The organism is Aeromonas sp. 75A, assembly GCF_051919425.1.
Lineage (GTDB): Bacteria > Pseudomonadota > Gammaproteobacteria > Enterobacterales > Aeromonadaceae > Aeromonas > Aeromonas veronii.
Genome location: NZ_JBQBES010000002.1, coordinates 4,069,106 through 4,093,578, shown reverse-complemented (window position 1 = coordinate 4,093,578; position 24,473 = coordinate 4,069,106). Strand labels below are relative to the sequence as shown.

Here is a 24,473-nt window from a genome sequence, read left to right as displayed (position 1 = left end):
AAGGGTCCAAACCAAGCAGTTAATTTGATTAAACTTCAGCCAGTTATAGAACTTTTCTGTATGAGACTTCGTAGAAAAAGTTCTTAAAAATGCCAAAATTTCAGCATCTCGGCAGACCCACCCTTCCCTTTATCCGGCATCAGCAAAGGATGAGAGGGCAGCCTCTATCACCTCATGAAGCTTATCCAGCGAGACATCCCCTCCGTATCGGTCATAGCTGATCGCCCCGTTGGTGTGACCCAAGATCGCCGCCGCATACTGCAATGGCACACCGTGATCTTTGAGGGCTGTCCCCACGGTATGCCGCAGGCTGTGGAAATCCTTGTCGACGGGGCGATGGCGGCTAAACCACTGCCCCCACAGGTGGCTGTATCCATCCTGGCGATGTGGCAGTTCAGGGAAGAGGCGTCCCCCTATCCTACCCTTCACAAACTCGATGAAACCGTTCTGGAGGAGGTGTCGATGGAGAGGAACGAGACGAGCACTGTTGGCCGTCTTGAGTTTCTGGTCTGGCCGTCCACTGCGAATATTCAGGCACCATATACCGTCAACCTGTTGCACATCATCGGCATAGAGCTGGCAGATCTCGTTGGCACGAGCTCCGGTGAACAGCCCCAGCAGAGCAATCCACCTGCGGTGGGGCTCCTGCTGCTTAGTCCACCCGATAAACTTGCGACGTTCTTCCGCTGTATACCCACTTCGTGAGTTCACCTCCTTGACCCGCTGCAACTTGAGCCCAGCGAAGTGGTTGACGATCCCCTCCTGATGGTTAGCTAACCAACTAAATAACAGGGATAGCTTCTGCAGATACTTGTTGATGGTGGCTGGGCTCTTGCCAGAGTTCAGCAACCCCTCCTTGAACTTGACCACATCAGCCTTGCTGTAGCCTGCCGCTGGCTTGTCGCCGATAGCTTCGATAAAGGAACCGAGATAGTTTTTCTGGTTCTTTCGCTCTTTGGGTGCCCAGGAGAGGGCCTTCTCTTTCTGATAGCGGTCACTCAGGACCGACAGGTGCGGAGCACGCGGTTTGGTCGCCGGAGTCATCGGCTGGGCTACTGATTGCTCATGTGGGGCAGCATTGACGTCTGCAGGCAACTGAATGGGCTTGGGTCTGGAACGCACACAGGCAAGCCGCTTCGCAACAGCTGCACGGGCCGTCAGCTTGTCTCGGGTATGCAGGGATTTTTTGATCTCTTTACGACGACCACAGGGGAGCGTGGTGACTTTCCGGTAATACCAGATGCCGTGGGACTGAGCCAGAGATTCATCGATGAGCTCCTCGTCGTCCACACAAAGTGGATGACCAAGGGCTTTAGAAAGCTAACTTATTGAATTGCAGAAACAAGTGGTGGCCCTACCAGCCACATCCCGGCACTCGAGTCCCCCGCCTTGGCTGCTACCTTCCGGTCCTGACCAGGTCGACGGGTTATCAATGCGAGAGGACCAATAGGACCACCGGCGAGGAGAATAGGCAAACTGGGCGTTCAATGCAACGGCTTTCTACCCTCCAACAGATCGTTTGCCTTATTTTTCAACAATCTGCCGAATGAATCAGCTAAACAACATAAATTTTGCCCCCACCAGCAGCATCAGCAGGGCAAAGGCCTGCTTGAGGCGTGTGGGTGACAGGCGGTGTGCCAGCTTGGCGCCAATGCGGGCGAACTGGGTACTGGTCAGCACAATGCCAAGCAGGGCGGGCAGATAGATGTAGCCCACACTCCACTCGGGCAGATCGGCATGATCCCAACCCGCATAGAGGTAGCTGAGGCTCCCCGCCAGCGCGATGGGCATGCTGCAGGCTGCAGAGGCCGCTACCGCATTGCGCATTGGCACCGAGTTCCAGCTCAGATAAGGGACGGTCAGCGAGCCACCGCCAATACCAAACAGCGCAGACATCCAGCCAATGATGGTACCGGCGATGCCTGTGCCGAGCGGCCCCGGCATATGGCGCTCCGCTTTGGGTTTAAGGTTGAGCCCCATCTGCAGCGCCATGCTCCAGGCGAAACAACCGATGATGATATTGAGGGTGCTGGTGCTGAGCAGATTGGCGGTCATGCCGCCAAGCCAGCCCCCGATCAGCATGCCGGCGCCGAGTCGGCGGATCATCACCCAGTCGACGGCGCCCGCCTCCCGGTGGGCCCGCAGCGAGCTGAATCCGGTAAAGATCATGGTGGGCAACGAGGTGCCGAGGGCCAGATGGGTAATGATTTCAGGGTCGATGCCCTGGGCGCGAAAGGTCATGACCAGCACGGGGACAATGATAAGACCGCCGCCGATCCCGAACAGTCCCGCCAGCATACCGGCAAAGGCGCCCAGCAGGAGGTAACCCATAAACAGCATAAAAATTCCTGTGTTAAACAAAAACTAGCCAACACGGCCGGGCAACAGTGGATATCTGCATGAAAAAAAAGAGATGGCGCGAGGGCCATCTCTTCATTGTGCCGGTTAGTGCAGTGGAATGGTACCGTCCATCACCTTGTAGAAGGCCAGCACGGCGCAGCCGAGCAGGGCCGCCGTCATCCCCTGCTCCAGCCGGTTAAGACCGCGCAGACCGTGATGCTGACGCGCCTTCCAGTAGATGAAGATGCCCGGACTATAGAGCAGCGCCACCAGCAGCAGGTACTCCACACCAGCAGCGTAGACCAGCCAGCAGCCGTAAACCGTCGCCACCAGGGCCAGCAGCAGGTCACGCTTGCGCTGATGGGGTTGCCCCTGATAGGTCTCCCCTTTCAATGCCAGCTTCAGGCCATAAGCGCCCGAAAAGACGTAAGGCACCAGCGCCGCCGAGGTTGCGATGTTGACCAGCGCCAGATAGGTGCTGCTCTGGAAGTAGATGATGATCAGGAAGATCTGCACCAGACAGGTAGAGCACCAGAGGGACACCTGCGGCGAGCCGTTCTTGTTCTCCTTGGCAAACCAGCCCGGGAACACACCGGTCTTGCCTGCGATGTAGGGCACTTCAGCGGCCAGCACGGTCCAGCTGAGCAGAGCACCCATCACCGACACCACCAGACCAATGTTGATAAGCCAGGCGCCCCAGGGGCCGACCACGGCCTCGAGGATCATGGCGGTCGAGGGGTTCTTGAGCGCCGCCAGTTGCGGCTGGCTCATGACACCTAGCGAGAACAGGGTCACCATCACATAGAGTGTCAGGGCGCCGAGCAGCGCCAGCACGGTAGCGCGGCCCACATCCTTGCGATGACGGGCACGGGCAGAGACCACCACGGCCCCTTCAATCCCGATAAAGACCCAAAGGGTCACCTTCATGGTGGACTTGACCTGATCCATCACGGAGCCCAGCTCCATGTTGTTCTGGCCCCAGATATCCAGAGTGAAGGTATCCATGTTGAAGGCCAGCAGGATCGCAACACAGAAGACGATGAGCGGCACCATCTTGGCGATGGTGGTGACGATATTCACCAGTGCAGCAACCTGTACCCCGCGCAGCACCAGCGCATGCACCGACCAGATCAGGATGGAGGCCAGCGTGATGGCCACCGGTGTATTGCCGTCACCGAAGATGACGTTGTCCGGCGTATCGAAGAAGTAGCTCAGGGCGCTAAACACTACGATGGCGTAGGAGACGTTGGCCAGCAGTTGGCAGAGCCAGTAACCCCAGGCGGCGTTGAAGCCGATAAAATCGCCGAAACCGGCTTTGGCATAGCTGAAGATACCGCCATCGAGATCGGGGCGGCGCATGGAGAGGTTCTGATAGACCAGCGCGAGACAGATCATGCCAAGACCGGTGATGGCCCAACCCAGAGCGACCGCCCCGGCACTGGCATGCGCAGCAATGTTTTGTGGCAGACTGAAGACCCCGGCGCCGACCATGGAGCCGATCACCAGCGAAATGAGGGCGCCCAGCCCTAGTTTCTTGTCCATTTCAATCCTGTTTATTTAGGCGGCGGCAGAGCGTCCGTATTCATACTGCGCGCAATATGGGAGGGGCTGGGAATCCTGACCCCGTGAAAAAGGCGGCAACTATATTGCATGACTATTCCGACCGCAATCCCTCGTCCCGTCAATCATGCACCGCCTTGACCGCGCGCAATTTTACAGCACTGACCCATATGGCCTGTGAGCTGGCTCAAATTAACCAAGACCCATTGATATTTCTCATTTTTCTGCCAACACAACCTGACTCGCATGGTTCCTATGCATCGCCATTCAGGCACTCTCTGTATAAATAATCTGCATAAAAAAGCCCCGGTGGAAACACCGGGGCCCATTATGTAAATCCCTATAAACGCAAACCGCCATCCAGTTCAATCATCCGCCCCGACAGATAGTCGTTGGCAAAAATAAAGCTCACCGTCTCGGCCAGCTGTTGCGCCTCGCCAAGGGTGCCGACCGGAATGGCCTGCTGCATCCGCGCCATCGCCTCCGGCTTCATCGCCGCCGTCATGTCGGTGGCAAACACCCCGGGGGCAATCCCCATCACCCGAATGCCATGGCGCGCCAACTCCCGCGCCCAGGTCACCACCAGCGAGGCAACCCCCGCCTTGCTGGCGGCATAGTTGCTCTGGCCAATATTGCCGGCGCGGGCGATAGAGGAGATGTTGATGATGACGCCCCCCTGCCCCCCTTGCGCCATCAGCGCCGCCCCCTCGCGACCGCAGAGGAAGGTACCGGTGAGGTTGACGTCAATCACGCTCTGCCACTGGGCCAGCGTCATCTTCTCCACCAGCTCACCCTCTTTCACCTTGATCAGCATGCCATCGCGCAAAATGCCGGCGCAGTTGATAAGACCGTGCAGCACGCCAAAACGCCCCTTGATGGCAGCAAAAACCGACTCAACCTCGGCTTCGCTCGCCACATTGCAGACAAACAGCTCGCACTGGCTATCTTGATCGCACTGATCATTCTGGCTGCGCACCAGGGCTGCGGTCGCCTCCAGATCGGCGCGATTGATGTCGAGCAGTGCCAGCGTCGCCCCCTGTGCGCCCAGGGCCAGCGCAATGGCCCGTCCCAAGCCACGTCCGGCGCCGGTAATAACGATGACCTTATCTTTGATATCCATCAATGCTCCTTGTAGCTGGTCGAAGGGAGATGCCTTGAAGAGAGGTGGCCCGTCAGGCGGGATCCTGTTTATCCAGATAGAGTTCGACGATGCTGGAGAAATCGCGGCTCCCCTGCCCCTTAGCGGCATGCAGGTTGAACAGGTTACGCGCGAGCGCCCCCATGGGCACAGCGCTGTGGCCATGCTCGGCCAGCGCCATGGCCAATCCCAAATCTTTCACCATCAAACGGGTCATAAAGCCCCCCTGATAGTTGCGGGCGGCAGGGACATTATCCATCACCCCGGGCCAGGGGTTGTAGCGCTCCAGACTCCAGTTGTTGCCGGAGCTCTTGCCCATGATGGTGGAGAGCACGGCGGGATCCAGTCCCTCCTTCACCCCGAGGGCCAGCGCCTCGGCGGTACCCGCCATATGGATCGCAAGCAGCATGTTGTTGCACATCTTGGCGATCTGCCCGGCACCCAGCGTCCCGGCGTGAAACAGGTTCTGCCCCATGCAGGCGAGCAAAGGTTTCGCCGCCTCGAAATCCGCCCTATCGCCGCCAACGATAAAGGTGAGCGTCCCGGCGGCCGCACCGGCGACACCGCCCGAGACAGGGGCATCGATAAAGCGCAAACCGCGTGCGCGGGCCGCCTCCCCGACCTGACGGGCAGAGTCGACATCGATAGTGGAGCAGTCGATCACCAGTGCACCAACCGGCAGGGCTGCCAGCAGATCCTGCCCCTCAGACAACCAAAGGTCGCGCACATGCTCCCCCGCAGGTAGCATGCTGATCACCACCTCGCAGCCGGTCACCGCCTCTCGGGCATCCCCCGCTGCGATACAGCCAGCGGCGATGGCGCGCTCAATGTTTTGAGCAACCAGATCAAACACCTGCACCGTGTGCCCGGCCCTGGCCAAATTGGCCGCCATGGGGCCGCCCATGTTGCCGAGCCCGATAAACCCTATCCTTGTCATCCCGCTTGCTCCTTGCGTTGCTGATGGCGGCGTCCGCCGGTTGCCAACCTGTTATTCCTTGCAGGCCAACGGATTGCGCCCCTGCGGCCAGCGATAGAACTCGTCCAGCCACTCCCCCTCCGGTGGCAACAGTTGCCAGCGGGGATCTTTATCCTTGTCGATCAGCAGTGCCCGTACCCCTTCCACAAAATCCCCCTTGAGCACGCAGTTGACCGAGAGGGTCAGCTCCTCGGCAAATACTTCGACCAGGGAGTTGCGGCGAGCCTGCCAATATTGGCGCCAGAGGATGGCACGGCTGATGGGACTGCCGGTGCGACAGCTCTCCTGCGCCTGGGCCAATGCTTTCTCTCCCGCCGTTTCGTCAAATCGGGCAGCAAACAGTCTTGCCAACACTCCCGCCAACGTTCGCCCCGCCAGCAGGTCATCGATTCTTTGTTGATGGGGCAGCAGGATGGGCGCAGGCAACTGCGCTGCGGCGCCTTTATGAAGGCCCCGCAGCAGCTGATCGATCTGCTCACGGGGCTCACAACCGGCTGACCAGTCGAGTGCCGCCAATCGGTGCTGCAACTCGGCTCGCTCGCTGCTGGCTATGGCGTGATCCGCCAGCCCAAGACCGATGGCATCACTCCCGTTGAAGCGGGCGCCAGTCAGACCGAGCCAGAGCCCGAGTCGCCCCGGCATCCGGCTTAAAAACCAGCTCGCTCCCACGTCGGGGTAGAGTCCTATGGTTACCTCCGGCATGGCGAACAGGCTTCTTTCGGTCACCACCCGAAAATCGGCACCGGCAAACAGGCCAATGCCGCCCCCCATGCAGATACCGTCCGCCACGCAGATCAGGGGCTTGCGGTAACAGTGGATGTGGTGATCGAGCCGGTACTCCTGCTCGAAAAAGTCGCGGGCATACTCGAACAGTTCCGATCCGCTCGCCTCCTGTTTACGGTAATAGAAGGAGCGGATATCGCCACCGGCACAAAATGCCTTCTCACCCGCCCCCTGCAGCAGTACACAGACGATGGCGGGATCCTGCTCCCAACGGGTCAGCGTCTGTTGCAGGATCTGGATCATCGGCAGGCTCAATGCGTTGAGAGACGCAGGGCTGTCGAGGGTCAACACCCCGACCTGATGGCCATCTTCGGTGGGATAACAGCTAACCTTGACCGGCTCACTCATAAACGGCTCCGTATGGATTTATTCTGTTGGGCCATATTGCCAGCGCGGTAAGCGTTTCTCCATGAAGGCGGCCACCCCTTCACGCTGATTGGCATCGCTAAAGAGAGCGAGAAACAGCGACCGCTCAAGGGGCAAGGCGGCATCCCGCGGGCCACTGCGGCCCTGATTGATCAGGGTTTTGCAGGCGCGCAGGGCGCTCGGGCTCTGGCGCTCCACCAGATGGGCCATCTGGTGCGCCGCCTCCCACGCCTGACCGGTTTTCACCACCTCCTCCACCAGCCCCATCTCGTAGGCCAGCGAGGCACTCACCTTCTCACCGCAGAGGATCATCCGCTTGGCCCAGCCCGGCCCCACCAGCTCGGTCAGACGCTGGGTGCCACCGGCACAGGGAAGCAAGCCCACCGAGGCTTCCGGCAGTCCCAGCAACGCCTGCTGCTCGGCGATGCGGATATCACAAGCCAGCGCCACTTCCAGGCCACCGCCCATGGCATAACCATTGATGGCGGCGATACTGACGCCGTGAAAACGGGCCAGCGCCTCGAAGGCCTTGCCAAAGGCCTCGGCTACTTCGCGGGCCAGCTCGACATTCCCCTCGACAAACATATTGAGGTCGGCACCGGCGCAGAAAAATTTGTCGCCCGCACCACGGATCACCAGCGCCACCACATCGGGACGACTGTCGAGCTCCACCATCATCTGCAAAAAGGCCTGCAGGCTGGCGAGGGTCCAGGTGTTGGCAGGGGGATGGTCGAGGGTGATATAGGCCACGTGGCCATGATATTCGAGTCTGATCCTTGTCATAACATTGTCCTTGTCGATGAAGCTGCCGCCATGATGACAGGCTTGAATGACACCAACCTGTGGCTGGCTCACAAAGCCGAAACCGGCATGGTGCAATCGGGTGGCAGGCAACACACCCTTGATGCGACCACCGGTTAGCCCAGCGACAAACCGGGATCGGCAAGCATGCGGCGCGCGATGATGAGTCGCATCACCTCGTTGGTGCCCTCCAGAATGCGGTGTACCCGGGTATCGCGCAGATAGCGCTCGAGCGGATACTCGCGGATATAACCATAGCCGCCAAAGAGTTGCAGAGCCTCATCACAGATTCGATAACCCACATCGGTGGCAAACCGTTTGGCCATGGCACACCAGGCACTCTTGTCCGGTGCCCCGCGATCCAGTTTGTCGGCGGCCTGACGTACCAGCAGGCGGGCGGCAGCCAGCTCGGTCGCCATATCGGCCAGGCGAAACTGCACGCTCTGGAATTCGCTGATCGGGTGACCAAATTGCTGACGCTGCTGCACATAAGCCAGCGCATCGTCCAGCGCCTGCTGGGCTGTGCCCACCGAACAGGTGGCAATATTGATGCGCCCCCCATCAAGGGCCTGCATGGCGAACTTGAACCCTTCCCCCTCCTCACCCAACCGATAGCAGGCAGGAATGCGAACCCCATTAAAGACAACCTCCCGGGTCGGCTGGCTGTTCCAGCCCATCTTCTCTTCTGCCTTGCCATAGCTCACGCCGGGGGCATTAGCCGGCACCATAAAGGCAGAGATCCCCTTCGCACCTTCACCACCGGTACGGGCCATCACCACCAGCACGTCAGTGCTGCCCGCTCCCGAGATAAAGACCTTGGTTCCCTCGATGAGGTAGCTATCACCCTCGCGAGTGGATCGGGTCTTGAGTGCCGCAGCATCGGAACCCGCCCCCGGCTCGGTGAGGCAATAGGAGCCCAGCAGCTCGCCGCTGGCCAGTTTGGGCACCCACTCCTTGGCAACCTCGTTGGGCAGCCAGCTGCCCAGCATCCAGCTCACCATGTTGTGAATGGTCAGATAAGCCGTGGTCGAGGTACAGCCCATGGCGAGACGCTCGAAGATGAGGCTCGCATCGAGACGAGGCAATCCCAATCCGCCAAACTGCTCCGGGGTATAGAGACCACAAAACCCGAGCTCGGCCGCCTGCTTGATGGTCGGGATCGGAAACTCATGCTCCTTGTCCCAGCGCGCGGCATGGGGTTTGAGCGCCTCATCGGCAAAGGCGGCGGCCGCCTCCACATACGCCTGTTGATCATCGGTCAGGGTAAAATCCATCTTGTCGTTCGCTCCCTTGTTTCCCCGCGCTTATTTTCCTGCGTTAGCGCTTTATGACACGGCGCCCACACGCTGCGTCAGTCGGATCTGCCACTATGGCGCTGTTGTCGTGGTAGCTGATGACGCTCTCACTACCACCGCTTTATCGACACACAACAGATTAACAATTGATTTACGTTTACGCTAACGTAAACTTGTGGCAGAAGTGAAGTACAAAATGGACCGACCACTGCCAGCCGTAACGCCGAGTCAGCCGGTCGACCCAACCTTCCAAACCGACTGTCATATCCGCAAGGAGAGCATGGATGCAGATGGATGAGACCCTGAATGCCCTGACCGAACAGGTTGCGGCCTTCTGCCAGAAAGTGATCGCCCCGCGCGCCAGCGAGATCGATCAGAGCAACGCCTTTCCCCGTGATCTCTGGCCCCGGATGGGTGAACTGGGGCTGCACGGCATTACGGTGGCGGAGGAGTATGACGGGGTGAATCTCGGCTATCTGGCCCACGTGCTGGTGATGGAACAGGTGAGCCGCGCCAGCGCCTCGGTCGGCCTCTCCTACGGCGCCCACTCCAATCTCTGCATCAACCAGATCCATCGCCACGGCACGGCGGAGCAGAAAGCGCGCTACCTGCCCCCGCTGGTGAGCGGCGAGCATGTGGGGGCGCTGGCCATGAGCGAGCCGGGCGCAGGTTCAGATGTGGTCAGCATGCGCCTGACCGCGGAGCGCGAGGGCGATCACTTCGTGCTCAACGGCAACAAGATGTGGATCACCAACGGACCCGATGCCGACACTTTCGTCATCTATGCCAAGACTGATGCCAGTGCCGGCCCCAAAGGAATCTCTACCTTTATCGTTGAAGCCGGCACTCCCGGTTTTTCTACCGCCCAGAAGCTCGACAAGCTGGGGATGCGCGGCTCCAGCACCTGCGAGCTGGTGTTCGACAACTGCCGGGTGCCGCAGGAAAACCTGCTGGGCACCCTGCACGGCGGGGTCAAGGTGCTGATGAGCGGGCTCGATTACGAGCGGGTGGTGTTGGCTGCGGGCCCCCTTGGCATCATGCAGGCCTGCATGGATGTAGTGCTGCCCTATGTGCGTGAGCGCAAGCAGTTTGGTCAAGCCATCGGCGAGTTCCAGCTGGTGCAGGGCAAGCTCGCCGACATGTATACCCGCCTAGCCAGCAGCCGGGCGCTGGTCTACTCGGTGGCGAGCGCCTGCGATCAGGGTCGCACCAGCCGTAAAGATTGCGCCGCAGCCATCCTGTTTGCCGCCGAAAACGCCACCCAGATGGCCCTCGATGCTATCCAGCTGCTCGGCGGCAACGGTTACATCAACGAATACCCCACCGGCCGCCTACTGCGGGACGCCAAACTCTACGAGATCGGCGCCGGTACCTCGGAGATCCGCCGCTGGCTCATCGGCCGCGAGCTGATGGGAGAAAATGCATGAGTCGTATCCACTCCCGCCTCGACACGGCGAGCCCGGAATATGCGGCCAATCGGGCCGCCATGCAGGGGCTGGTCGACGATCTCCACGCCCGCATTGCCGAGATCGCGCTAGGGGGCGGTGCGGCCAACAACGCCCGCCATCAGGCCCGTGGCAAGCTGCTGCCCCGCGAGCGCATCAATCAGCTGCTGGACCCGGGCTCCCCGTTTCTCGAGCTCTCGGCGCTGGCTGGCTGGCAGGTCTATGACGAGCCAGTGCCCGCCGCCGGTATCATCACCGGCATCGGCCGGGTCTCGGGCAGGCTCTGCATGCTGGTGGTGAACGACGCCACCGTGAAAGGCGGCACCTACTACCCGCTCACGGTGAAAAAGCACCTGCGCGCCCAGGCCATCGCCGAGCGGCTGCGCCTCCCCTGCCTCTATCTGGTGGATTCCGGCGGCGCCTTCTTGCCGATGCAGGACGAGGTGTTCCCCGACCGGGATCACTTTGGCCGCATCTTCTACAACCAGGCCCGCATGTCGGCCCAAAACATCCCTCAACTGGCAGTGGTGATGGGGCTCTGCACCGCAGGCGGCGCCTACGTGCCCGCCATGGCTGATGAATCCATCATGGTCAGGGAGCAAGCCACCATCTTTCTGGCGGGTCCGCCGCTGGTCAAGGCCGCCACCGGCGAGGAGATCAGCGCCGAGGCCCTGGGCGGCGCTGAAGTGCACTGTGCCCACTCCGGCGTTGCTGATCATATGGCCCGTGACGATGCCCATGCGCTGGCCATCGCCCGCACGCTGGTTACTCATCTGGGTAACGAGCCGATAGAGAGCAGCCCCGGCTACGAGCCCCCCTGCTACCCGATCGAGGAGCTCTACGGTCTGGTGGGCACCAGTCTCAAACGCCCTTACGATGCCCGCGAACTGATTGCCCGACTGGTGGATGGCTCTGACTTTGACGAGTTCAAGGCGCTGTTCGGCACCACACTGGTGACCGGCTTTGCCCGTATTTGCGGCATGGAAGTGGGTATCCTCGCCAACAACGGCGTGCTGCACAGCGACAGTGCCCAGAAGGGGGCCCACTTTATCCAACTCTGTAACCGGCGTGCCATCCCGCTGCTCTTTTTGCAGAACATCACCGGCTTTATGGTGGGGAGTAGCGCAGAAAAAGAGGGGATCGCCAAGCACGGCGCCAAGCTGGTCACAGCAGTGGCCTGCAGCCGGGTGCCCAAGATCACCCTGATCGTCGGCGGCAGCTTTGGCGCTGGCAACTACGGCATGTGCGGCCGCGCTTATGAGCCCGATTTTCTCTTTAGCTGGCCCAACAGCCGTATCTCTGTCATGGGTGGCGAACAAGCTGCCGGAGTGCTGGTGCAGGTGCGTCGCGACAAGCTGACTGCCGAGGGCAAAGATTTGAGCGAGCAGGAAGCGGCCGCCATCCGCGCCCCGGTGATCGAACAGTATGAGCGCCAGGGTCACCCCTACTACGCCAGCGCCCGCCTGTGGGATGATGGCGTCATTGACCCGGCCCAGAGCCGCACCGTGCTGGCGCTGGCGCTCGCCGCCTGTCAGGGTGCCCACATTGAAACCGAGCAGTACGGCATCTTCCGGATGTAAGGAGCAAAACGATGTCAGATCCACTCACTTCCTCAGCACTTGGCTCTTCAACACAGGGCCCGTTTCGGCTGGAACGGCACGGCCCGCTGGCCGAGCTGGTGCTGTCGCGCCCGGCCCGCCACAACGCCTTTGATGCCGACCTGATGCTGGGGCTACTCGACTGCCTCGATGATCTGGCCCATCTCCATGGTCATGATCTTGCCGAACGCCCCCACGCCCTGCTGCTGCGGGCCGAAGGCAAACACTTTTGCGCGGGCGCCGATCTCAACTGGATGCGCAATCTGGCCCACGCCGATTTTGAGCACAATCGCGAAGATGCCCGGGTACTGGCCCGGCTGATGCAGACCCTGGACGAGCTCCCCTTCCCCACGGTGGCGCTGGTGCAAGGGGCCGCCTACGGCGGGGCGCTGGGGCTCATCTGCGCCTGCGATATGGTGCTGGCCAGCGATGATGCCCGCTTCTGCCTCTCAGAGGTAAGCCTCGGGCTAGTGCCTGCGGTTATAAGCCCCTACGTGGTACGCGCCATGGGAATGCGTCAGGCACGCCGCTACATGCTCAGTGCCGAGCCGTTCGATGCCATCACCGCCTGTCGGCTCAATGTGGCACACCAACTCTGCAAACCGGATCAACTGCTGGCGGAGGGACGGGCGCAGGCCCTTCGTCTGTGCCGCAACGGGCCGGAGGCGATGAAAGAGACCAAACGGCTGCTGGCGACGATAGAGGCCCATCCCTCCCGCTTGCACGAAGAGAGAACTGTCGAGACCATCGCCCGGGTTCGGGTGGGACTCGAAGCTCAGGAGGGGATGCAAGCCTTCTTCGACAAACGCCCTCCCGCCTGGCGCCCCCGTTTCAAGGAAGAGACATGACCCATCACACTCAGATTAAGCGCCTGCTGATTGCCAATCGCGGTGAAATTGCCGTGCGCATCATCAAGACGGCGAAACGCCTCGGCATCCACACCATCGCCCTCTACTCCGATGCCGACGCCCACGCCATGCACACCCGTCTGGCTGATGAGGCCTGGCATCTGGGGCCAGCACCGGCCAGAGAGAGCTATCTGGACACCGGCAAGGTGCTGAAGGTTGCCAAAGAGGCGAGCGCCGATGCCATCCATCCCGGTTACGGCTTTCTGTCGGAAAACAGCGATTTTGCCACCGCCTGCGAACAGCGCGGCCTGCGCTTTGTCGGCCCAAGCGGCGCCGCCATTCTCGCTATGGGCGATAAATCGGGCGCCAAGGCGCTGATGCAGGCTGCCGGTGTACCTGTGCTGCCCGGCTATCACGGCACAGATCAGCGGCCGGACTTTTTACGCGATCAGGCGAGCCAGATTGGCTTCCCGCTTCTTATCAAGGCCGCCAGTGGCGGCGGTGGCAAGGGGATGCGCCGGGTCGATCAGCTGGCCGACTTTGACGAGTCGCTGGCGGCAGTCAAACGGGAAGCCAAGGCCGCCTTTGGCGACGATCTGGTGCTGCTGGAGCGCTATCTGCCCCAGGCTCGCCATGTTGAGGTGCAGGTCTTTGCCGATAGCCTCGGCAACGCCATCTATCTGGGGGACAGGGACTGCTCCTTGCAACGACGCCATCAGAAGGTGATCGAAGAGGCGCCCGCCCCCGACATCCCTCCGGCTCTGCGCCGCGCCATGGGGGAGGCAGCCGTGGCCGCAGCCAAGGCCATCCATTATCAGGGGGCTGGCACCATCGAGTTCCTGCTCTGCAAGGATGAGTTCTTCTTTATGGAGATGAACACCCGGCTGCAGGTAGAGCATCCGGTCACCGAAGCGGTGACCGGGCAGGATCTGGTGGCCTGGCAGTTGGCCGTAGCCGAAGGCAAGCCGCTGCCACTCACTCAGGAGGAAGTGGTGCTGCGCGGCCATGCGGTGGAGGCGCGCCTATACGCCGAGGATGTGGCGGCCGGTTTTCTGCCTGCCAGCGGGTCTATCCACTGGCTCCATTGGCCCGTTGGCGTGCGCATCGACACCGGCGTCACCGCTGGCGATGAGGTGAGCCCCTATTACGATCCCATGATCGCCAAGCTGATCGCCCACGGCCAGAACCGCGCCGAGGCGTTCGCCAAACTGGCCGATGCGCTGGCGGCACTGGATCTCGGCCCGCTGGTGCACAACGGCGCGCTCTTGCTGCGCCTGTGTGAAGAGCCTGACGTCCTGGCCATGGGCCACCATACCCAGTGGCCCATTCCTACCACAGCACGGCCCATTCCTGAGCTCGCCTGGCCGCTGGCCACCCTCTGGCTGGCGAGCCGCCCTGCGGGCAGCTCCCCCTGGCAGCAAGCCTGCGGATTTCGGCTGGGGCCGGATCGCTGCTGGACAGCAGCGGTGCGCATCGGTGATGAGCACCGGGTATTGACCCTTAACGATCATGGCGGCCAGTTTGAGTGGCAAGGGGAGACTCATTGCTACCAGAGAGGTGACGATAATATCCGGCTGCAGCAGGGTGGCTGCTGGCAACAGATCCCCATTCAGACGGTCGCAGGCCCAGAGGCAGCCTTCATCATGACCCTGGGGGGCCAGCGCATCCGCTTCGTGGCCGATGATCGGCAGCACAGCCACCATCATGATCAGACAAATGAGAAGGCGCAGGGCGCCATCGCCCCCATGCACGGCATAGTGGTAGCCGTGCTGATCGAGCAGGGGCAAACGGTTAGCAAGGGGCAACCCCTGCTGGTGCTGGAGGCGATGAAGATGGAACACCAGTTGCGTGCAGAGCGGGACGGGGTAATTGAAGCCCTGCAGTGCAAACAGGGCGAGCAGGTAAGCCAGGGAACCGTGCTGGTGCGCTTTGCCGAAGAGACTGCTTCACAGGAGGAACACCCATGAACCGATCACAGGACGTCCGTGACGACAGGGTCAGTCTGGTGGAGATGGGGCCGCGAGATGGCCTGCAAAATGAAGCTGCGCCCCTCTCCCTGGTACAGCGGCTGGAGCTGATCCAGCGCCTTACCGACAGCGGCCTGCAACGCATCGAGGTGGGTGCCTTTGTCTCTGCCAAAAAAGTGCCGCAGATGGCGGACTCCGCAGCGCTGTTCGAGGCACTGCCGCGCAAGGGCTCAACCCGTTACGGCGCTCTGGTGCCCAATCTGCAAGGCTTGCAGGCAGCCATTGCCGCCCGCGCCGACGAGATTGGCCTCTTCACCGCCTGCTCCGACGGTTTTACCCGGGCCAATATCGGCATCAGCGTGGAGGAGTCGCTGGTACGCTTCGCCCCGCTGGTGCAGGAAGCTCGCCGCCTCGGCATCAAGGTGCGCGGCTACCTCTCCACCGTCATCGCCTGCCCGTTCGATGGCCCGACCCGCCCGAAACGAGTCGCTGCGATGGCCGAACAGTTACTGGACCTCGGCTGCCACGAAATTTCGCTGGGGGACACCATAGGCGTCGGCACTCCGGGCACGGTGGCGCCCATGCTGGATGCGGTGCTGCACGAGATCCCGGCGGGTCGACTCGCGGTCCATTTTCACGACACCTACGGTCAGGGCTTGGCCAACCTGCTACCCGCGCTGGAGCGTGGCATTCGCACCATCGACTGCTCGGTGGCGGGGCTCGGCGGCTGCCCCTATGCGCCGGGCGCCTCCGGCAATGTGGCGTCAGAAGAGGTGGTCTACCTGCTGCACGGCCTTGGCATGACGACGGGGGTGGATCTCGACAAACTGGCGGCCACCGGCCAGTGGGTGAGCGAGCAGCTCAGTCGCCCCAACGGCTCGCGGGTCGGTCAGGCCCTGCACGCCAATGCCGAGCGGCTGCGTGCCCGCCTCTGCCAGCCACACGCCCAGCAACAGGAGTCATGACCATGTCCCGTTCCCTGCCCGGCAAGGAGATCACCTACAGCATTTCGGAGCTGGCCCACGAATTCGATGTCACGCCGCGCACCATCCGCTACTACGAGGATGAGGGGCTGCTCACCCCGCTACGGGAGGGGCAAACCCGCATCTACAGCCATCGAGACAAGATCCGGCTCAAATTGACCCTGCGCGGCAAACGGCTGGGGTTTAGCCTGGCCGAGATCCGCGAGCTGTTCGATATGTACGACACCGACAAATCGAGCAAAACCCAGCTTCACTCCATGATCCAGCTGATCGAGGCAAAACGCGGCGTGCTGCGCCAGCAGCTGGAGGATATCCAGATGGTGATGGCCGAGCTGGAAGCCGCCGAACAGCGCTGTGTTAATTCCCTTAACAGCTTGAAAACTGGCGCAGATTAACCGAATCTGGGAGCAAGCTATTGCCCTGGGGATCCCATGAGATATTGGTGCTGGTTTTTGCTCTTGTTCAGCCTCTCTGGCTGGAGCCATCCCCTCATCAAGGTTGGTGGATACCCCTATGCCCCCTTTGTGGTCAAACTCCCCGATTCCCGCTATGAAGGGCTGACGCTGGACCTCATCGCCAAGCTAAACGAGATCCAGCAAGAGGTAAGATTCGTGTTTGTTCCCACCTCGGCCGCCAACCGTTACAAGGCGCTCGATCTGGGCCGTTTCTCGCTGATGCTGTTTGAAGACACCAAATGGGGCTGGGACACAGATAAATTCAAGATGACAGCACCCTTCCTCGGTGGTGGCGAGGTCTATGTGGCCCTGAACAAAACGGGTCGGGATCAGCGCTTTTTCGATGACCCCTCTCGGCATCATCTTATCGGGGTGACCGGCTACCACTACGGCGTTGGCCAGTTCAATGCCGATCCTCTCTACCTGCAGCGCAAGCTCAATATCACCCTGGTCAAAGACAATATCAGCGCCCTGCAAGCCCTGCTCAAAGGACGTGGCGAGGTAGCCATTCTCAACGTTTCCTACCTTAACCAGTATCTGCTGGCCCACCCCGACACCGCCGACCAGTTGCTGATCTCGCAGAAATGGGATCAACGATATCAACACCGCGCCATCCTTCACCCTGAGGCCCCCATTACCCCTGCCCAGCTGGAACAGTGGCTGGCAGCGCTGCAACAAAAGGGGGAACTGGAGCGCCTTTGGACAAAGTACGGCGTACAACAGCACGCAACCCCATGATTACTATCCAGCTTTTCTGTACCATGGCGGGAACCAAATGGGAGTGCACCAAATGAACACCACCGAGCCCGCGTCCCCCAAGCTCCGCTTGCTGCGCTACCTTGCCTACGCTTTCCTGCTGCTTCTTATCCTGCTCACCCTGCTGCTGTGGCAAACCCCCCGTCTGATCCAGCACTATCTGCCCGGCTGGCTGGCCGAGCACTATGGCCTGCAACTGACGCTGGGGGAGATTGACGTAGGGCTGCGCAACCCTTCCCTCACCCTCGGCGCGACTGCCCTGCTCGATGCCAAACAGCGGCCTATCATCCGTTTTGAGCAGCTCTTTATCACCCCAAACCTGCAAGCCAGCTGGCAGCAGAAAGGGGCCGTGCTTTCCGCCGTCACCCTGACCAAACCCGTGGTGCTGCTGCAACGGCTGGCAGACAAAAAGGGGGATGTTCGGCTCAATCTGACCGATGCGCTGGCGACCCTGCTCGCCCCTGCCCCCTCCCCCGAACCCGAAACAGCCAGTGCACCGCTGCTGATCGACATTGCCAGCGTCAATGTCACTGACGGGCATGTGCGCTATCAGGATCAACGCAAGGAGAGCGAACCTGGCTGGTTGCCGCCTCTCAATCTGGAAAAAGTGACCCTCAAGCTCGATAACCTGCGCACCGAGGCAAATCGCCCGACCGCCTATCAGCTGAGCGCCGCCATCAACGGCAAAAGCAGCCTCTCCGCTCACGGCAAACTCGATGTGATGAGCGGCATGGGTCAGGGCAAGGTGAGCCTCAAACAGGTCGATCTGAAACCCTTCGCCCCGCTCTGGGCACCCTATCTCAAGCTGGATCTGGCCAAGGGCCACGCCAATGCCGAGGTGGAGTACCAGCTTAAAGAGGGCAAGCAAGGAGTACTGTGGCAATTGTCCAAAGGCAAGCTGACACTGGACAACTGGCAGCTTAAAAAACACCAGGGCGACGAATTTGCACGCTTCGGCCAGTTGGCCCTTAGCGATCTGGCTGTCGATGGCCAGAAACAGTCGCTCCAGATCGGCAAGGTGACCCTGCAACAGCCCCTGCTCAAGGCCACCCTCAACCCACAGCAGGAGCTTGATCTGGCTGACTTGCTGATTGAACAGGCCCCCGCCAAGCCCGTCAAAGGGGCCCACGCCGCAAACGAGGTGGCCAACAATGCGGCGCCCAAGTCGGCACAACAAGCAAAAACAGCCGGTAACAGCAAGAAGCACGGGGCAGACAAACCCTGGCAGTGGCAGATCAAGCAGATCCTTATCGACAAGGGCGATCTCACTCTCACCGAATCGAGCAGCGGCAAACCGCAGGCACGCCAGCTCTCCGGCCTCAAGCTGGCGTTGGGGCCACTGGGCAGCAAGGGGGAGCAACCGAGCAAACTGACTCTGGCCACCCAGTTCAACCAGAGCAGCCCCCTCGCCTTTGATGGCCAACTGACCCTGACTCCTTTCACCTTAAGCGGCGACATCAACCAGCAGGGGCTGCCCCTGACGCTGGCACAGCCCTATCTGGCCGATCTGGTACGCATCAAGGTGCAAAACGGGCTGCTGAGCAGCAAGACCCGCCTTGATCTCGCCACCACCGCCCAGGGAGATCTGAGCAAGCTGACCCTGCAAGGGGGGCTCGATATCAACGGGCTCAAAGTAGTCGATCGGGCAGACAATCAGCGGCTGCTGGAGTTCAACACTCTGGCTCTCACCGGTCTGACGTACGACGGCATCAGCCAGCAGATGCGGATCAAGGACATTGCTCTGAACAAGCCCTTCGCCCGCATCGAGATCAACGAAGATGGCACCACCAACCTGCAACAGCTGCTGTTGCCGCAACCGGCGGCAACCAAAAGTACTCAAGCGGCGGCAGGCAGCAAGACTCCCGACTTTCGTTTCACCATTGACCAACTGCGCACAGAGCAGGGCAACCTGCGCTTTGCCGACCGCAGCCTGAGTCAGGATTTTGTGGCCGATATCGCCTCGCTGGGCGGCCAGAGTCGCCATATCAGCAATATTCCGGGGCAACGCTCCGATCTCGCCTTCAACGGCAAGGTGGATCGCTATGCGCCAGTGACCATTCGCGGCGGTACCAACCTGCTGGTGGCCAACCCAATCCTCGACATCGCGGTCGCTTTCCACAATCTGGAGCTCACCACCTTTACCCCCTATTCGGGCACCTATGCCGGTTATGCCATCGACAAGGGGCAGCTCTCCATGAAGCTGCACTACAAGCTGGAGGGCAACCGGCTGGAGGGGGATAACGACATCACCATCAAGAAGCTGCAACTGGGCGAGAAGATCAAGAGCGATCAGGCCAAGGATCTGCCGCTGGGGCTGGCCATCGCCCTGCTGAGTGATGCCAACGGGGTGATACAGATGAACCTCAAGGTGAAGGGGGATCTCGATCAACCGGACTTCAGCATCGGCAATATCTTCTGGGATGTGCTGGGCAACACCCTGAGCAAGGCGATCACCTCCCCCTTCTCCCTGCTCGCCTCGCTGGCCGATGGTACCGAAGATCTCGACGAGCTACCCTTCCTGCCGGGGGATCCCGATCTCACCCCCACCCAGCAGGAGAAACTGGTCAAGCTGGCGCAGGCCCTCAAGGATAGACCCAAGCTCAGCATGAATATTCGCGGCAAGGTCAACTTCAACGAGGAGCGCCCTATCCTGCAACGGCAAAAGCTGGAACGGGTACTGGCCAAGCTCACCGGCAATCAGGCGGATCTCGACCTGCTGGAACAGGACCCCGCCCTGCAAGAGGCGCTGGCCCAGGCCTATGAAGAGCGCTTTGGCGAAGATCTGGATGACCTGGCCGATCGGCTCCATCTAGATGAAGAGAGCGAGGCACTGCGGGCCCAGGCGGTGATCCTGCTGCGGGATCAGCAGCTCATCACCGCCAAATCCCTGCGCAATCTCGCCATGCGCCGGGCGCAAAATACCAAGGAGTTTCTGGTCGACAGCCAGGGGATCGCCCCGGAGCGGCTGTTCGTGCTCGACAGCCAGGTCAAAGAAGAAGACAAGGAAGCCAAAGTGATCCTGACACTGGATCAGTGACGCCGCCGCACTGCGCAAATGTGTAATAAAAATACAACCCCTCAACTATTTTGACACCTTTTGCTCACCAAACAGCCTGCCTTGGTGAGCATTTGGCCTCTGATGCAAATAATCACGTAGTTTTTTTACGATTTATCCCCCTTGCCCCCTTGCGGGCTCGCCACAGCCTGCCTAAAATCGCGCGTCTTTTGTTAACCCCCACCTCTATTTTTGGAGAACGCCACGTGAGCGAAAAATTGGCCAACCCTGCCCCTCTGGGTCTGATGGGTTTCGGTATGACCACCATCCTGCTGAACATCCATAACGCAGGTTTCTTCCCCATCAGCGCCATGATCCTGGCCATGGGCCTGTGCTACGGCGGCATCGCCCAGATCATCGCTGGCATCATGGAGTACAAACGTGGCAACACCTTCGGTGTGACCGCATTCACCTCCTACGGCCTGTTCTGGCTGAGCTTGGTTGTCCTGCTCGTCATGCCGACCATGGGTCTGGCCGAAGCGACTCCGCACGCCTACATGGGTTGGTATCTGCTGATGTGGGGCATGTTCACCCTGTTCATGCTGGTTGGCACCATCAACTACCCGCGCGCCAAGCAGTTCGTGTTCGCCTCCCTGACAGTGCTGTTCTTCCTGCTGGCCGCCCGTGACTTCACCGGCAGCACCCTGATCGGCACCATCGCCGGTTTCGAAGGCATCATCTGTGGCGCCAGCGCCATCTACCTGGCCATGGCCACCGTGATCAACGAGCAGTTCGGCCGCACCGTAATGCCGATCGGCGATCACAAGAAAGCCGCCGCCGTACAGCTGAAAGCCGCTGCCTGATAGGCAAGCCACTCAGATTGTGAAAAAGGCACCCTCGGGTGCCTTTTTGCTATCTCGAATCACCATTCAACCAATCGGTTATCAGGTAAGTGATCCGGCGTCCGCCTCCCCCGCCAGCAAGCGGGTCGCGGGGAAACGCAGTGCGGGATCCTGGCTAAAGAACTGGCTCAGTTGCCGGTATACCGCGGGATAGACCTGCCGCAGCCGCAGCGGATCGGTAAAGAAACACTCGCAGCTGACGGCAAAAAATTCGGCGGGATGTTCAGCAGCATAGGGATCGATATCGGTCACTTCGTCCCGGTCGAGCTGCTGGCACAGCGCATCGAAGGCGCTCTGAAATGCCTGTTGCCAGAGCTGGCTGCTCATCTGCCCCGGCAACGGCGGCGTACCGTCCGCCTCACCGCCCAGCATATCGAGCTTGTGGGCCAGCTCGTGGATCACCAGATTAAAGCCGTCCCAGTCGCCATCTTGCTGCAGTTCGCTCCAGGCCAGCACCAGCGGCCCTTGCGGCCAGGATTCGCCTGCGTTCTCCTCTTCAAACTCGCTCACCAACCCGAACTCATCCTGCACCTCCTGACGCCGGGTCACTGGTTCGGGAATGATGATGATTTCGTGAAAGCCGCGATACCAGTCAAGGCCAAGGTGCAAGATGGGCAACGCCGCCTGCAACGCCAGCACCGCCTGTTGACGGCGGCTGAGCTCTACCCCGATCAGGGTCAGGGTCTTGCGCTTGAGCAGCTGTTGCCCCAAGCCGATGAGCGTCGTCTGCTCGGTGTCGCTGAGCCCTTGCAAGATGGGCACAGCCGCCAGTACCTGACGCCACAGCGCCAACTCATCCTCACTCATGGACGTTTGTGGGCGACCCCCCAGCCATTTGAACCATCCCAGCACGCCTACTCCTTCTTTTGATGCAAAAAACAGGTCATAACAGTTTGACGAACCGTTTCGGCCGCTCCTGATAATCCTGCGCCAGATAGAAACGGTGAGCCGCCTCGCGCTTGAGGCTGCTGGATAGCTCCAGCTGGGCGCAACCTGCGGCCCGCGCCATCGCTTCAGCTCCCTTGAGCAAGGCTGCGCCCACTCCCGCCCCTCTTGCCCCTTCATCGACAACCAGCGCCGAGATCAGGCCCCAAGCTGGTGCAACATGCAGCGGTGCCAGCTTGTGCCACACCAGCACGCCGACCACCTTGTCGCCTAGGGATGCGAGCAGCACAACGCTCGCGGGATCCGGCGCCAACAGGCGCGCCGTCACGTCAGCGCCTTCGGCAGGATACCCCAATTGGCTGAACAGGTGGGCGATGGCGCTCCCGTCGTCGGCCTCAGGGGGACGGATCGTCAACGTCTCAGGATCATTTTTCATTGTTGGCCTCATGTTTGCTTTCCATTGTGTTACGCCCGTCACATTGTCTGGCGCAGATCAACAAGGAGGATCTCATCTTTAACTCATAGAAAACTCTGCCTGCCATTATCCCCCCACCCTTGTCAATTCACAAATTTGCAACAAGGCAACATTTTTCGCTGGGAAGCACCGATACAACTCGATATGTTACAAACCATGCATGGCGCGTGTTTGCGCTCTGCTTAACCCCTCAACCTCGCGCTCATTTGTTAACTGGATTGTTAACAAACAGGGCCGAAAACAGTGACAGAGAGCGAGGCCAAGATCTCGCCAAGACAGCGCCACAAACACAACAAAGGAGTTGTTGTACATGAATGAAATCGTCAATGCCATCAATGGTGTAATCTGGAGCCCTGCGCTCATCTACCTGTGTCTGGGGGTCGGTCTTTACTTCTCCCTGCGCACTCGTTTTTTGCAACTGCGTCATATCAAAGAGATGGTGCGCCTGATGTTTGATGGCAAGAGCACCGATGCCGGTGTCTCCTCCTTCCAGGCGCTGGCTATGACCTTGGCCGGTCGCGTGGGTACCGGTAACATCGCCGGTGTGGCCACCGCCATCACCTTCGGTGGCCCGGGCGCCCTGTTCTGGATGTGGATGGTCGCCTTCCTCGGCGCCAGCTCCGCCTTCGTGGAGTCCACTCTGGGTCAGGTTTACAAAGAGAAGATCAACGGTGAATACCGCGGCGGCCCGGCCTTCTATATTGAGAAAGGGCTTGGCATGAAGTGGTACGCCTGGACCTTCGCCATCGCGACCGTCTTCGCCTGCGGCGTGCTGCTGCCGGGGGTGCAGGCCAACTCCATCGGTTCAAGCCTGCAGACCGCCTTTAATATCGATCCGAACGTCACTGCCGCCGGTCTGGCGCTGCTGCTCGGCTTTATTATCTTCGGTGGCGTCAAGCGTATCGCCAACTTCGCCAGTACCGTAGTGCCCTTTATGGCACTGGGCTACATCATCGTGGCTTGCGTCATCATAGCCCTCAATATCGGCCAGCTGCCGGGCGTGCTCCTGCTGATCTGGAAGAGCGCCTTCGGTCTGGATGCCGGTTTCGGTGCTATTCTGGGTCTGGCCATCATGTGGGGGGTAAAACGCGGGGTCTACTCCAACGAAGCGGGTCAGGGTACCGGGCCGCACGCCTCCTCTGCTGCGGCAGTGAGTCACCCGGCCAAGCAGGGTCTGGTGCAGGCGTTCTCCGTCTATATCGACACCCTGTTCGTCTGCTCCTCCACCGGCTTTATGCTGCTGATCACCGGTCTCTATAACGTACAAGGGCCGGACGGCGCTGCCATCTACACGGGTATTGCCGGTATCGCAGCAGGCCCGGGCTATGTGCAGACCGCTATGGAGAGCATGATGCCGGGCTTTGGCAGCATTTTCGTGGCCATCGCGCTGTTCTTCTTCGCGTTCACCACCATCGTTGCCTACTACTACATCGCCGAAACCAACATCGCCTACATCAACCGCAAGATTAATCGCCCTTGGCTCACCTTCTTGCTGAAGATTGCGCTGATGGCTGCCACTGTCTACGGCACCGTCAAGACGGCAGATCTGGCGTGGGGCATGGGTGATATCGGGGTCGGCCTGATGGCATGGCTCAACATCATCGCCATTCTGCTGCTGCAAAAGACCGCCTTCACCTGTCTGAAGGATTATGAAGCGCAGCAGGCACAAGGGATTGACCCCGTATTCCACCCGGAGAAGCTCGGCATCAAGAACGCCGATTACTGGGTGGGCAAACGCTCCGAAGAGAACCTGGAGCTGGAGAAATCGGGCCATCAGTTCGAGCCGGATCAGGATCGCAAGACCTCCTGAACCAGAACGACATAAGACATCAATAAAAATGGCAGCCTCGGCTGCCATCTTTATTTCTTTAACTTCAATGTATTACATAAAAATCAAGGGGTTGA

Annotated in this window: 20 protein-coding genes and 1 other RNA gene; 10 read left to right on the top strand and 11 right to left on the bottom strand. The window is 60.4% G+C overall.

The features are described 5' to 3' along the window. Window positions 1-129: 129 nt before the first annotated feature. From ACTG2T_RS19000 to ACTG2T_RS18960, 9 genes are all read right to left on the bottom strand, one after another. On the bottom strand, window positions 130-1,290 hold the full coding sequence (locus ACTG2T_RS19000; protein ID WP_439973809.1) for a tyrosine-type recombinase/integrase: 1,161 nt from the start codon (window positions 1,288-1,290) through the stop codon (window positions 130-132). A gap of 62 nt (window positions 1,291-1,352) precedes the next feature. Continuing rightward, window positions 1,353-1,449, bottom strand: an RNA gene (ffs, locus tag ACTG2T_RS18995) — signal recognition particle sRNA small type. Between the two features lie 102 nt (window positions 1,450-1,551). Then, window positions 1,552-2,340, bottom strand: a complete 789-nt coding sequence (locus ACTG2T_RS18990; RefSeq protein WP_005360120.1) for a sulfite exporter TauE/SafE family protein — start codon at window positions 2,338-2,340, stop codon at window positions 1,552-1,554. A 105-nt stretch (window positions 2,341-2,445) separates the two neighbouring features. After that, complete coding sequence (arcD, locus tag ACTG2T_RS18985) at window positions 2,446-3,882, bottom strand: arginine-ornithine antiporter (RefSeq protein ID WP_005336921.1); 1,437 nt, start codon at window positions 3,880-3,882, stop codon at window positions 2,446-2,448. Between the two features lie 358 nt (window positions 3,883-4,240). After that, window positions 4,241-5,020 (bottom strand): SDR family oxidoreductase, encoded by a 780-nt coding sequence (locus ACTG2T_RS18980; protein ID WP_279490713.1) that lies wholly within the window; start codon window positions 5,018-5,020, stop codon window positions 4,241-4,243. Window positions 5,021-5,072: 52 nt separating this feature from the next. Continuing rightward, window positions 5,073-5,975: a 3-hydroxyisobutyrate dehydrogenase gene (gene mmsB / locus ACTG2T_RS18975; RefSeq protein WP_330124578.1), complete on the bottom strand. Its 903-nt coding sequence runs from the start codon at window positions 5,973-5,975 to the stop codon at window positions 5,073-5,075. 51 nt (window positions 5,976-6,026) lie between these two features. Beyond that, window positions 6,027-7,145 (bottom strand): enoyl-CoA hydratase/isomerase family protein, encoded by a 1,119-nt coding sequence (locus tag ACTG2T_RS18970; protein WP_330124577.1) that lies wholly within the window; start codon window positions 7,143-7,145, stop codon window positions 6,027-6,029. 18 nt (window positions 7,146-7,163) lie between these two features. Further along, window positions 7,164-7,946 carry an enoyl-CoA hydratase gene (locus ACTG2T_RS18965; protein WP_330124576.1) on the bottom strand — a complete coding sequence of 261 codons (783 nt, stop codon included), beginning with the start codon at window positions 7,944-7,946 and terminating at the stop codon, window positions 7,164-7,166. Window positions 7,947-8,080: 134 nt separating this feature from the next. Next, window positions 8,081-9,238 carry an acyl-CoA dehydrogenase family protein gene (locus ACTG2T_RS18960; RefSeq protein WP_330124575.1) on the bottom strand — a complete coding sequence of 386 codons (1,158 nt, stop codon included), beginning with the start codon at window positions 9,236-9,238 and terminating at the stop codon, window positions 8,081-8,083. Window positions 9,239-9,543: 305 nt separating this feature from the next. Between ACTG2T_RS18960 and ACTG2T_RS18955 the strand changes: the two genes are divergently transcribed. From ACTG2T_RS18955 to ACTG2T_RS18915, 9 genes are all read left to right on the top strand, one after another. Further along, complete coding sequence (locus ACTG2T_RS18955) at window positions 9,544-10,686, top strand: isovaleryl-CoA dehydrogenase (RefSeq protein ID WP_330124574.1); 1,143 nt, start codon at window positions 9,544-9,546, stop codon at window positions 10,684-10,686. After that, window positions 10,683-12,284, top strand: a complete 1,602-nt coding sequence (locus ACTG2T_RS18950) for a carboxyl transferase domain-containing protein (protein WP_330124573.1) — start codon at window positions 10,683-10,685, stop codon at window positions 12,282-12,284. Before ACTG2T_RS18955 ends, ACTG2T_RS18950 begins: the two co-directional genes overlap by 4 nt. Window positions 12,285-12,295: 11 nt before the next feature. After that, window positions 12,296-13,150, top strand: coding sequence for an enoyl-CoA hydratase-related protein (locus tag ACTG2T_RS18945; RefSeq protein WP_330124572.1), 855 nt, complete (start codon window positions 12,296-12,298; stop codon window positions 13,148-13,150). Further along, the gene (locus ACTG2T_RS18940) at window positions 13,147-15,117 is read left to right on the top strand and encodes an acetyl/propionyl/methylcrotonyl-CoA carboxylase subunit alpha (RefSeq protein WP_330124571.1); all 1,971 of its coding nucleotides are present in this window, start codon (window positions 13,147-13,149) and stop codon (window positions 15,115-15,117) included. The genes ACTG2T_RS18945 and ACTG2T_RS18940 overlap by 4 nt, the downstream gene beginning before the upstream one ends. Further along, entirely contained in the window at window positions 15,114-16,082 is a 969-nt protein-coding gene (locus tag ACTG2T_RS18935; RefSeq protein ID WP_236284556.1) for a hydroxymethylglutaryl-CoA lyase, read from the top strand. Before ACTG2T_RS18940 ends, ACTG2T_RS18935 begins: the two co-directional genes overlap by 4 nt. Before the next feature lie 2 nt (window positions 16,083-16,084). Further along, window positions 16,085-16,495 (top strand): MerR family transcriptional regulator, encoded by a 411-nt coding sequence (locus tag ACTG2T_RS18930; RefSeq protein ID WP_026034924.1) that lies wholly within the window; start codon window positions 16,085-16,087, stop codon window positions 16,493-16,495. Window positions 16,496-16,531: 36 nt separating this feature from the next. Further along, on the top strand, window positions 16,532-17,293 hold the full coding sequence (locus tag ACTG2T_RS18925; RefSeq protein WP_330124570.1) for a substrate-binding periplasmic protein: 762 nt from the start codon (window positions 16,532-16,534) through the stop codon (window positions 17,291-17,293). Between the two features lie 52 nt (window positions 17,294-17,345). Further along, window positions 17,346-20,348 carry a DUF748 domain-containing protein gene (locus ACTG2T_RS18920; protein WP_330124569.1) on the top strand — a complete coding sequence of 1,001 codons (3,003 nt, stop codon included), beginning with the start codon at window positions 17,346-17,348 and terminating at the stop codon, window positions 20,346-20,348. Window positions 20,349-20,572: 224 nt separating this feature from the next. Further along, window positions 20,573-21,169, top strand: coding sequence for an acetate uptake transporter (locus ACTG2T_RS18915; protein WP_021230311.1), 597 nt, complete (start codon window positions 20,573-20,575; stop codon window positions 21,167-21,169). Between the two features lie 81 nt (window positions 21,170-21,250). Here ACTG2T_RS18915 and ACTG2T_RS18910 read toward each other — a convergent pair whose 3' ends face one another. Continuing rightward, the gene (locus ACTG2T_RS18910) at window positions 21,251-22,015 is read right to left on the bottom strand and encodes a zinc-dependent peptidase (protein WP_330124642.1); all 765 of its coding nucleotides are present in this window, start codon (window positions 22,013-22,015) and stop codon (window positions 21,251-21,253) included. A 76-nt stretch (window positions 22,016-22,091) separates the two neighbouring features. After that, window positions 22,092-22,529 (bottom strand): GNAT family N-acetyltransferase, encoded by a 438-nt coding sequence (locus ACTG2T_RS18905; RefSeq protein WP_139442687.1) that lies wholly within the window; start codon window positions 22,527-22,529, stop codon window positions 22,092-22,094. Between the two features lie 349 nt (window positions 22,530-22,878). On the opposite strand from ACTG2T_RS18905, the gene ACTG2T_RS18900 reads away from it, so the two are divergent. Beyond that, entirely contained in the window at window positions 22,879-24,378 is a 1,500-nt protein-coding gene (locus ACTG2T_RS18900) for an alanine/glycine:cation symporter family protein (protein ID WP_330124568.1), read from the top strand. Window positions 24,379-24,473 lie beyond the last annotated feature (95 nt).